This window comes from Streptomyces otsuchiensis, assembly GCF_004305975.1.
GTDB classification, from domain to species: Bacteria; Actinomycetota; Actinomycetes; order Streptomycetales; family Streptomycetaceae; genus Streptomyces; species Streptomyces otsuchiensis.
On record NZ_BHZI01000017.1, the window covers coordinates 26,975 to 37,284 of the forward strand.

Here is a 10,310-nt window from a genome sequence, read left to right on the forward strand (position 1 = left end):
GTCCTCACCTCCTCCAAGGGGAGCTGGACGCTTCCAGACCCTACCTGGACAGGTGTCGATCGAAACCCCTAGATCAAAAAGACCGTCGGCCGTGTCCGATCTTCACCCTTGCGCGCTCCCTCTCGCCTGGGGAATACCCACCCTGCGCCGTGGGAAAGCAGTCAGCGGTATGGTCGTGGGTGGTCAACACCCTCTCCGGGGTCCCGCCGTTCGCCGCACCACGGCGGCGGAAGGACCCCCGGCGGGAACGGCCACGGACCATCGGCGAACGCGGGAATTCCCGCTGTGCCGCTCCCGTGGCCGGTGCCCGGGAGCCCCCGGCGGAAGCGATTCCGGCGGGAGGTCCGACCATGACGGCAGGCAGTTATCGAGCATGTCCGGAATACCACGGGCATACGACGGGAAACGGTGGGTGAGATGAGCGCGCAGCACACGGCCGCCGACGAACTCGAGGTCTGGATCGACCAGGAACTCTGCACCGGCGACGGCATCTGTGCGCAGTACGCCCCCGAGGTGTTCGAGCTCGACATCGACGGGCTCGCCTATGTCAAGCCGCCGGTGCCCGCCGGCGAGGAGGCCGACCTGCTGACCGAGCCGGGCGCCACCGCGCCGATCCCGTTGCCGCTGCTGACCGACGTGGTCGAGTCGGTCAAGGACTGCCCGGGCGAGTGCATCCATGTGCGGCGGGTGGCTGACCGGACCGAGGTCTACGGCCCGGACGCCGACTGATCCTCCGCCTCCGGCGTGACGGAAGGGGCCGACCTGAAAACCGGTCGGCCCCCTTCGTCGTGTCCCGTCGTCGTGTGTCCCTCGTACTGGCCGTGGTCGTGCCCCGGCGGGCGACGTGGCTCAGACGCTGACGGCGCGGGGCGGTGCGGCCTGGTCCACGACCAGGCGCCCGTCGCGCCAGTTCCACGAGGCCTCACCGTGCAGGTCGGGCTCGCTCCGGGGCACGTCCGGCGAGGAGTAGCCGAGCAGTGTCACGGTGAGCGTGCCGTCGCGGGCCCGCAGCTTCTCGACGATCATGCCGTCTCCCGGGTCGACCAGGGTCTCGGCGACCGCGACCTCTCCCCCGGGTCGTCCGGTCAGCAGGTACACCCCGTGCGGCGGGGTGCCGCCGCCGGCGTCGCACCGCACCGCGGCGACCGTCTCGGTGCGGCCGTCGCCGTCGAGGTCGATTTCGGCGCGGTGCGTGACCAGGACGTCGTGGGGGCCGCAGTCCAGCGGATAGCTGACTGACTCGGGGTCCGGGCCGCCGCTCACGCCGGCCGGCGGGGGCCCGGAGTGGGCGGTGGCGCCCGGGGGCTGGATCAGGGCCGCGAGCCCGGCGACGGCGGCGAGGGCGACGGCCGTCGTGAGCCAGTGCACCGCGCGGGCACGGGTGTGGGGAAGTCCGGAGTCTGCCGTGGGCTGCACGCGGAGGTTCTCCTGGGAGGCAGAAGCGATGCGGGGGGTGCTCAGCATCGTGCCATATCTCACACCGGTGAAGAAGCGCGGGTTCCGGGGTTTCCACACGGCTCCGCCGTGCCGCCCGGATCGGGTGGCACGGCGGAGGGATGTCGGCGTCGGCGGTGGTCCGGCCGGACGCCGGAGGGGCGGGTGCCGGGGTGCGCCCCCGGCCGGCGTGGGTCAGCTCCGGCCGCTGCCGGGACCGGTGTAGTCCTCGCCGTAGGCGCCAGGCGCCGGACGACGTCGGCGGCGCGGCGGTTCCACACCGTCGGCGAGGCGCCGGGCGGTGAGCAGGAAGCCGGTGTGGCCGATCATGCGGTGGTCGGGACGGACGGCCAGCCCTTCGACGTGCCAGGTGCGGACCATCGTCTCCCAGGCGCTGGGCTCGTTGAAGGTGCCGTGTTCCCGGATGGTCTCCACCGTGCGGGCGAGCTGTGTCGTGGTCGCCACGTACGCGCAGAGGATGCCGCCGGGGACCAGCGCCTTGGAGACGGCGTCCAGGCACTCCCAGGGGGCGAGCATGTCCAGGATGACCCGGTCCACCTCGGTGTCGCTGAGGTTGTCCTGGAGGTCACCGACCGTCAGCTCCCAGGCCGGGTGCGGTCCGCCGAAGTAGCGCTCGACGTTGCCCTTCGCGATGTCGGCGAAGTCCGCGCGGCGCTCGTAGGAGTGCAGCATCCCGTGGTCGCCGATGGCGCGCAGCAGGAAGGTGGAGAGCGAGCCGGAGCCGACTCCGGCCTCGACCACCCGCGCTCCCGCGAAGATGTCGGCCATCGCGAGGATCTGCCCCGCGTCCTTGGGGTAGACCACGGCGGCGCCGCGGGGCATGGACAGGACGAAGTCGGGGAGCAGGGGGCGCAGTGCGAGGTAGTCGACCTTGCCGGTGGTGCGGACGACGGTTCCCTCGGGCGCCCCGATCAGCTCGTCGTGCGGGAAGGCACCCTTGTGGGTGTGGAAGCTCTTCCCGGCTTCGAGCGTGAAGGTGTAGTGGCGGCCCTTGGGGTCGGTCAGCTGTACCTGGTCCCCGACCCTGAAGGGCCCGCGTCGGCGGGCGGCACCGGTCGGTTCGGACATGGGGGGAAGCCTAGTCCAGCCGGGTGCCCCGGCCGTAATCGAGGGCCGGGGGCGAGGGCGGTGGGTGCCGTCAGGAGGGGGCCGCGGACCCGCCCTGGCCGGACATCGCCGCGACGAAGGCCCGTTCGACGTCGGCGGTGGAGAGCACCCCGTAGATCTCACCGGTGGCCTCGACCACCAGGTACTCGCTGGAGGGGTTGGCCCGCAGATGGTTGAGCAGGTCCTCGCCGGCGAGGTCCGCGGGGACCCGCATGCCGTCGGTCAGCTCCTGCGCGAGGCCGCCCACCGGCTCCCAGGGCCGGCGGTGCTGCGGCACCGCCGCGATGGCGGCCTCCCGGACCAGCGCGCGGGGCGTGCCGTCCGGATCGACCACCACCAGCGCGCGGGCACCGGCGTCGTTCGCCCGCCGCAGCGCCTCGGAGAGGGGCGAGTCAGGGGGCACGGGGACGGCCCGCCGGGTGAGGGCGGTGGCGGTCAGCGCGGGCAGCCGCTCGCGCAGCCGGGCCATGCGCAGGCTGTTTCCGGCGCCGGTCCAGATGATGGCGGCCAGGATCGCGGCCAGCAGCCCGTCGGTGAGGGAGTCCACGCCGGTGAACGACTCGCGGTCGGTGAAGCCGCCGGTGTGCGTGGCGAGCGGGAAGCCGACCAGTACCACCACGGCGAGGACCCGGCCGGCCCAGGCGGCCACGACGGTGCCGGTCATCGGCCGTCCGGAGATCTTCCAGATGACGGCGCGCAGCATCCGCCCGCCGTCCAGAGGCATCCCGGGCAGCAGGTTGAAGACCGCGACGATGAGGTTGGAGAGCATCAGCCCCGCGCACAGCACCCCGGGCACGGTCCCGGCCTCGGTGACGAGCATCCCCAGGTAGAAGACCCCGGCCAGGACGAGCGAGAGCAGCGGGCCGACGAAGGCGAGGGTGAACTCACGGCCCGGGGTCGGTGAGTCCTTCTCGATCTCGGAGACACCGCCGAAGAACTGGAGCTGGATACGGCGCACCGGCAGGCCGAACCGGAGCGCGGCCACGGTGTGGGCCAGCTCGTGCACCAGCACGGAGGCGTAGAAGGCGACGGCGAAGAACAGCGCGACGAGATAGCGGGCGTTGCCGATCTCGGGGAGGACGCGCTCCAGTTGGTTGCCGAAGAACCACGTGATGAGCGCTGCGACCAGGAACCAGCTCGGGGCGACGTACACCGGCACCTTGAAGATCCGGCCCATGAGGATGCCGCCTCCCCCGCCTGGGCGCTGCTTCCCGGTGCCGGGTCCGGGCCGCTCCGTGTCTCCCACCGTGTCCCCTGTCCTGTCCCGCGGTCGCGGATCGTGGTCGTTGCTCCGGTGCCGCTCCCGCCGGGGTGCGGCGGGTGCCCGTGCGGGAGCACGGTGCCGCCGCCCGGTCGCAGACAGTGGCCGGGCACGATCATGCCGCGCGCGTTCCCACACGTCGATGGTATTGCGCCGGGTGTCGGTGGCGGGCCGTAGGGTTCGTGCCATGGAAGCGTCACCGGCCCCGCGTAGCCCGTCGTTGTCACCGTCCCGGGCGGCCGACTTCATGCAGTGCCCGCTGCTCTACCGGTTCCGGGTGATCGACCGGCTGCCGGAGGAGCCCAGCCCGGCGGCGACCAGGGGCACGGTGGTGCACGCCGTGCTGGAGCGGCTGTTCGACGTTCCGGCCGGGGAGCGCACGGTGGGCCGGGTCCGTTCGCTGGTGGAGCGCGAGTGGGAGCGGCTGCTGACGCGCCGTCCGGAGCTCGCCTCGCTGTTCGCCGACGAGGAGCCGCCCCCGGGTGTGGACGGCGCGGCGGCGACGGCGGCGGAGGCACCGGCCGAGGACGGCGCGGCGCGGCTGGCGCGGTGGCTGGCGGACGCCGAGAAGCTGGTCGAGCGCTGGTTCACCCTGGAGGACCCGACCCGCCTGGAGCCGGCCGAGCGCGAGATGTGGGTGGAGACCAGGCTCGACTCCGGACTGCGGCTGCGGGGCGTCATCGACCGGGTGGACATCGCGCCCACCGGTGAGGTCCGCATCGTCGACTACAAGACGGGCAAGGCGCCGCGCCCCCAGTACGCGGCGGACTCCCTGTTCCAGATGAAGTTCTACGCCCTGGTGCTGTGGCGGCTGAAGGGGGTGCTGCCGCGCCGTCTCCAGCTGGTCTACCTCGGAAGCGGCGACGTCCGCACCTACGACCCCGTCGAGTCGGATCTGCACGCGGTGGAGCGCAAGCTGCTGGCGCTGTGGGAGGCGATCCGGGAGGCCACGGAGACGGGCGACTGGCGGCCGCGGCGCACCAAGCTCTGCGGCTGGTGCAGCTACCAGTCGATCTGCCCCGAGTTCGGTGGTACTCCCCCGCCCTATCCGCTGCTGGTCCAGGACAAGCTGCCGCTGGAGGACGTCTCCGCGCCGGCCGGGGGCCCGGAGGAGGCCGGGGCGGCGGACGGTGGGCCCGGGGTGGGCGGCGAGCCCGGTGTGGACGGGGCGGACGGCTCCGCACGCACGGAGGCCTTGGGGGTGGCTCCGCGGGCGCCGGCCGGGGCGTCGGGCGCCGACTCGCGGCGGCCCGGGGAGGCGCCGGGGCCGGGGTGAGCGAGAATGGGGCTCTTCGGCTTCAGCTGCCTGGGAAGGAGCGCCCGTGCCGATCCGCGTTCTGCTGGTCGACGACCAGCCTCTGCTGCGCACCGGATTCCGCATGATCCTGGAGGCGGAACGGGACCTCGCCGTGGTGGGAGAGGCCGGGGACGGCCATCAGGCACTGGACCAGGTCCGGGTGCTCCAGCCGGACGTGGTCCTGATGGACATCCGGATGCCCCGGATGGACGGGGTGGAGGCCACACGCCGGATCACCGGCCCCGCCAAGGACGGCCCGGTGAAGGTCCTGGTGCTGACCACCTTCGACCTGGACGAGTACGTGGTGGAGGCACTTCGCGCCGGAGCCAGCGGGTTCATGCTGAAGGACGCCCCCGCCGCGGAGCTGGTGCAGGCGATCCGGGTGGTGGCGGCGGGTGAGGCGATGCTGGCCCCGAGCATCACCCGGCGGCTGCTGGACCAGTACGCGGGCAGTCTGCCCTCCGGTGAGGAGCCGCTGCCGGACTCGCTGAGCACGTTGACCGAGCGCGAGCTGGAGGTGCTGCGGCTGGTGGCGCGTGGTCTCTCCAACGCGGAGATCGCCGCCGAGCTGTTCGTCAGTGAGACGACGGTCAAGACACACGTGGGCCATGTGCTGACCAAGCTGAAGCTGCGCGACCGGGTGCAGGCCGCGGTGTACGCCTACGAGAGCGGGCTGGTCCGCCCCGGGCAGTGAGCCCGTGCTGTGGCGGCCCGGCGGTGACGCGGTGAGGCGGTCCGCGAGGTGGTGCGGGGGCGGCCGGTGGGACCGGCCGCCCCCGTAACGCGCTCAGAGCGGGCCGGGGCCGCTCTCGGGCCGGACGGCGGGCCACAGGCCCCGCAGATAGCGCAGGTCGACCTCCGCGAGGGAGGTGACGACGCTGCGCCGGTGGGCGGCGGCGATCGGGGCCAGGGACGGCACCGCGACGACGTGGCACCCGGCGGCCTCGGCGGCGGCCACCCCGGTGGCGGTGTCCTCCACCGCGACGCAGTGTTCGGGACGGGCACCGAGTCCGGCCGCCGCCGCCAGGTAGGGGTCGGGGTGCGGCTTGTTGCGGGGAAGGTCGCTGCCCGCCACGGTCAGGGCGAAGTGTCCCGAGCCCAGCGAGGCCGCGACACGGTCGACGACGGTGCGGTGCGAGGCGGAGACGAGCGCGGCCGGCACGTCGTGCGCGGAGAGCTCGGCCAGGAGGCGTTCGGCGCCGGGCATCAGGGTGACCCCGGCGTCGAGGCGGGCGAGGAACGCCGCGTTGACCAGGGGGCCGAGCTGGTCGAGCGTGATGTCGGCACCGGTGACGTCGATCAGGTAGGCGCCGCTGCGGCTCATCGGGCCGCCGACGACGACCTCGCGGTGGTGGTCGGCGAGGGCGTGGCCGAGCTGTGCGAAGACGGCCACCTCGGCCTCCCACCAGACACCCTCGGTGTCCACCAGGGTGCCGTCCATGTCGAGCAGGACGGCTTGCGGCGCGGGGCCGGTGTGCGTCCGGGGCTCGGTCGCTGGGAGGAACGTCGTCATCCGCGTGCACCTCCGGGGGAAGGGAAGGCCGGCCGCCGACTCCGCGAGGAGGGGGCGGCCGGCCAGGTCCGGATCGGTCAGTTTACGCCCGGGCCGCCGGGCGGGCAGGCGGACGGGCCGAATGGCCCATTCGCGCGTGGCGGGCCGGGGCGTTCAGCGGGCGTTGAAGTAGTTGGCCTCGGGGTGGTGGAGGACGATCGCGTCGGTGGACTGCTCGGGGTGGAGCTGGAACTCCTCCGAGAGCTTGACGCCGATCCGCTCCGGCTGCAGCAGGTCGGCGACCTTGGCACGGTCCTCCAGATCGGGGCAGGCCGGGTAGCCCAGGGAGTAGCGGCAGCCCTGGTACTCGGTGCGGAACATCCCGGACAGCTCGGCCGGGTCGTCGCCGCCGATGCCGAGTTCGCCGCGTACCCGGGCGTGCCAGTACTCGGCCAGCGCCTCGGCCAACTGCACGGACAGGCCGTGCAGTTCGAGGTAGTCGCGGTAGGCGTTGTCCGCGAACAGCTCGGCGGTGGCCTCACCGATCCTCGACCCGACGGTCACCACCTGCATGCCGACGATGTCGGTCTCGCCGCTCTCCTTGGGCCGGAAGAAGTCGGCGAGGCACAGCCGGCGGCCCCGGCTCTGCCGGGGGAAGGAGAACCGGGTGCGCTCGGCGCCGTCGTCGTCGAGGATCACCAGGTCGTCGCCGTCGGCGTGGCAGGGGAAGTAGCCGTGGACGACGGCCGCCTCCAGGAGGTTGTCGGTGTGCAGCCGGTCCAGCCAGCCGCGCAGCCGGGGGCGGCCCTCGGTCTCCAGCAGCTCGGTGTAGTCCGGGCCGTCGCCGCTGCGGGTCCCCTTGAGGCCCCACTGCCCCTTGAAGAGCGCGTCCTCGTCCAGCCAGGAGGCGTACTCCTTGAGTGCGATGCCCTTGACGATCCTGGTGCCGGTGAACGGCATCGCCGGGACGGGGACGTCGGTGGCGGTGGCGGAGCGCACCGGCGGGCCGGGCTCCGCGTCGCCGTCGCCCGTCGCGTTCCCGGGCGCGGCGGCGGCTGCGGGGCGGGCCGGAACCCGGCGCTGCTTGAGTTCGGGGAGGGTCACGCCGGGGACGCCGCGCTTGATGCCGATGAGGGCGTCCATCAGCCGCAGCCCTTCGAACGCGTCCCGCGCGTAGCGCACCTCGCCGTTGTAGATCTCGTGCAGGTCCTGCTCCACATAGGCCCGGGTGAGGGCGGCACCGCCGAGGATGACCGGGTAGTCGGCGGCCATGCCACGGGCGTTGAGCTCCTGCAGGTTCTCCTTCATGATCACGGTCGACTTCACCAGCAGCCCGGACATGCCGATCACGTCGGCGCGGTGTTCGCCGGCGGCCTCCAGGATCGCGTTGACCGGCTGCTTGATGCCGAGGTTGACGACGTTGTAGCCGTTGTTGGACAGGATGATGTCGACGAGGTTCTTGCCGATGTCGTGGACGTCGCCGCGGACCGTGGCGAGCACGATCGTGCCCTTGCCGTCCTCGTCGGTCTTCTCCATGTGCGGTTCGAGGTGGGCGACGGCCGTCTTCATCACCTCGGCGGACTGGAGCACGAACGGCAGCTGCATCTGGCCGGAGCCGAACAGCTCACCGACGGTCTTCATCCCCGCCAGCAGCGTCTCGTTGACGATCTCCAGGGCCGGGCGCTCGGCGAGGGCGGCGTCGAGGTCGTCCTGCAGGCCGTTGCGCTCGCCCTCGATGATGCGGCGTCGCAGCCGCTCGTCCAGCGGCAGTGCCGCCAGCTCCTCCGCCTTGCCCGCCCGCACCGACTTGGCGTCCACTCCGTCGAACAGCTCGAGCAGCCGCTGGAGCGGGTCGTATCCCTCGGCGCGGCGGTCGTGGATCAGGTCGAGGGCGACCTTGACCTCCTCGTCCTCCAGCCGGGCGATCGGCACGATCTTCGCGGCGTGCACGATCGCCGAGTCGAGCCCCGCCTTGACGCACTCGTCGAGGAAGACCGAGTTGAGGACCATGCGGGCGGCGGGGTTGAGGCCGAAGGAGATGTTGGAGAGACCGAGGGTGGTCTGGACGCCGGGGCGTCGGCGCTTGAGTTCGCGGATGGCCTCGATGGTCGCGATGCCGTCCTTGCGCGACTCCTCCTGCCCGGTGCAGATGGTGAAGGTCAGGCAGTCGATGAGGATGTCGGCCTCGTCGATGCCCCAGTTGCCGGTGAGGTCGTCGATCAGCCGCTCGGCGATGGCGACCTTGTGCTCGGCGGTGCGGGCCTGGCCCTCCTCGTCGATGGTGAGGGCGATGAGCGCCGCGCCGTGCTCGGCGGCGAGGCCGGTGATGCGGGCGAAGCGGGAGTCGGGGCCGTCCCCGTCCTCGTAGTTGACGGAGTTGATCACGGCCCGGCCGCCGATGTGCTCCAGTCCGGTGCGGATGACATCGACCTCGGTGGAGTCCAGCACGATCGGGAGGGTGGAGGCGGTGGCGAGACGGCCGGCGAGTTCGGCCATGTCAGCCGTGCCGTCCCGGCCGACGTAGTCGATACAGAGGTCGAGGAGGTGCGCGCCCTCGCGGATCTGCTCGCGGGCGATCTCCACGCAGTCGTCCCAGCGGGCGTCCAGCATCGCCTCACGGAACTTCTTCGAGCCGTTGGCGTTGGTCCGCTCGCCGATGGCGAGGTAGGAGGCGTCCTGCCGGAACGGCACCGTCTGGTAGAGCGAGGCGGCACCCGGCTCGGGGCGCGGTTCCCGGGGGCCGGGGCTCGCGCCGCGGACCCGCTCGACCACCTGGCGCATGTGCTCGGGTGTGGTTCCGCAGCAGCCGCCGATGAGGGAGAGGCCGAAGTCGCGGACGAAGGTCTCCTGCGCGTCGGCGAGCTCCGGCGGGGTGAGGGGGTAGTGGGCGCCGTTGCGTCCGAGGACGGGGAGACCGGCGTTGGGCATGCAGGCCAGCGGGATCCGGGCGTGCTGCGCGAGGTAGCGCAGGTGCTCGGACATCTCGGCGGGGCCGGTGGCGCAGTTCATGCCGATCATGTCGATGCCGAGCGGTTCCAGCGCGGTCAGCGCGGCCCCGATCTCGGATCCCAGCAGCATGGTCCCGGTGGTCTCGACGGTGACGGAGACGATGACGGGGACGTCGCTGCCGGTGACGTCCAGGGCGCGGCGGGCGCCGAGGACCGCGGACTTGGTCTGCAGCAGGTCCTGGGTGGTCTCCACCAGCAGGGCGTCGGCGCCGCCGGCGAGCAGTCCCTCGGCGTTCTGCTGGTAGGCGTCGCGCAGCACGGCGTAGGGCGCGTGACCGAGGGTCGGCAGCTTGGTGCCGGGGCCCATGGAGCCCAGCACCCACCGCTGGCGGCCGTCACGGGCGGTGTACTCGTCGGCGCTCTCGCGGGCGACGCGGGCGCCGGCCTCGGACAGCTCGTGCACGCGCCGCGGGATGTCGTATTCGCCGAGCGCGGAGTGGTTGGCGCCGAAGGTGTTGGTCTCGACGCAGTCGATACCGGCCTCGAAGTACTCTCCGTGAATTGCGCGGACAATCTCGGGGCGGGTCACATTGAGGATCTCGTTGCATCCCTCAAGCCCTTGGAAATCCTCCAGGGTGGGATCTGCTGCCTGCAGCATCGTCCCCATTCCGCCGTCCGCCACGACGACTCGTGAGGAGATCGCCTCACGAAATGCGGCGGCTCGTTCGGCCGGGCTGAGGGTGGGCAGGG

General features: G+C 72.3%; 8 protein-coding genes. 3 read left to right on the forward strand and 5 right to left on the reverse strand.

Going from position 1 to position 10,310, the window contains the following annotated elements; genetic code table 11:
- Positions 1-417: 417 nt before the first annotated feature.
- A complete protein-coding gene (locus E0D90_RS03370; protein WP_130796535.1) occupies positions 418-729 on the forward strand; it encodes a ferredoxin in 312 nt (103 codons plus the stop codon).
- 120 nt (positions 730-849) lie between these two features.
- Here the strand turns inward: E0D90_RS03370 and E0D90_RS03375 are convergent, their stop codons facing one another.
- The 3 genes from E0D90_RS03375 to E0D90_RS03385 all read right to left on the reverse strand — a co-directional run bounded on the left by E0D90_RS03375 (position 850) and on the right by E0D90_RS03385 (position 4,072).
- The gene (locus E0D90_RS03375; protein ID WP_103504600.1) at positions 850-1,416 is read right to left on the reverse strand and encodes a hypothetical protein; all 567 of its coding nucleotides are present in this window, start codon (positions 1,414-1,416) and stop codon (positions 850-852) included.
- A 213-nt stretch (positions 1,417-1,629) separates the two neighbouring features.
- The gene (locus E0D90_RS03380) at positions 1,630-2,523 is read right to left on the reverse strand and encodes a tRNA (adenine-N1)-methyltransferase (RefSeq protein WP_103504601.1); all 894 of its coding nucleotides are present in this window, start codon (positions 2,521-2,523) and stop codon (positions 1,630-1,632) included.
- 70 nt (positions 2,524-2,593) lie between these two features.
- Entirely contained in the window at positions 2,594-4,072 is a 1,479-nt protein-coding gene (locus E0D90_RS03385; protein WP_227869958.1) for a site-2 protease family protein, read from the reverse strand.
- On the opposite strand from E0D90_RS03385, the gene E0D90_RS03390 reads away from it, so the two are divergent.
- Complete coding sequence (locus tag E0D90_RS03390; RefSeq protein WP_174856139.1) at positions 3,966-5,099, forward strand: RecB family exonuclease; 1,134 nt, start codon at positions 3,966-3,968, stop codon at positions 5,097-5,099. The genes E0D90_RS03385 and E0D90_RS03390 overlap by 107 nt on opposite strands.
- 46 nt (positions 5,100-5,145) lie before the next feature.
- Positions 5,146-5,814, forward strand: a complete 669-nt coding sequence (locus tag E0D90_RS03395; RefSeq protein ID WP_130796538.1) for a response regulator — start codon at positions 5,146-5,148, stop codon at positions 5,812-5,814.
- A gap of 93 nt (positions 5,815-5,907) precedes the next feature.
- Here E0D90_RS03395 and E0D90_RS03400 read toward each other — a convergent pair whose 3' ends face one another.
- Together E0D90_RS03400 and metH are read right to left on the reverse strand one after the other, a co-directional pair.
- Entirely contained in the window at positions 5,908-6,633 is a 726-nt protein-coding gene (locus tag E0D90_RS03400) for an HAD family hydrolase (protein WP_130796539.1), read from the reverse strand.
- A gap of 153 nt (positions 6,634-6,786) precedes the next feature.
- Positions 6,787-10,308 carry a methionine synthase gene (metH, locus tag E0D90_RS03405; protein ID WP_130796540.1) on the reverse strand — a complete coding sequence of 1,174 codons (3,522 nt, stop codon included), beginning with the start codon at positions 10,306-10,308 and terminating at the stop codon, positions 6,787-6,789.
- Positions 10,309-10,310: the final 2 nt, after the last annotated feature.

Bases quoted from the DNA above. Each gene is read 5' to 3' on its own strand.
- E0D90_RS03385 (WP_227869958.1), bottom strand. From the start codon at position 4,072: ATGAAGTCGGCCGCCCGGGACGGTGACAACGACGGGCTACGCGGGGCC.
- E0D90_RS03370 (WP_130796535.1), top strand. From the start codon at position 418: ATGAGCGCGCAGCACACGGCCGCCGACGAACTCGAGGTCTGGATCGAC.
- E0D90_RS03390 (WP_174856139.1), top strand. From the start codon at position 3,966: ATGGTATTGCGCCGGGTGTCGGTGGCGGGCCGTAGGGTTCGTGCCATG.
- E0D90_RS03400 (WP_130796539.1), bottom strand. From the start codon at position 6,633: ATGACGACGTTCCTCCCAGCGACCGAGCCCCGGACGCACACCGGCCCC.
- E0D90_RS03380 (WP_103504601.1), bottom strand. From the start codon at position 2,523: ATGTCCGAACCGACCGGTGCCGCCCGCCGACGCGGGCCCTTCAGGGTC.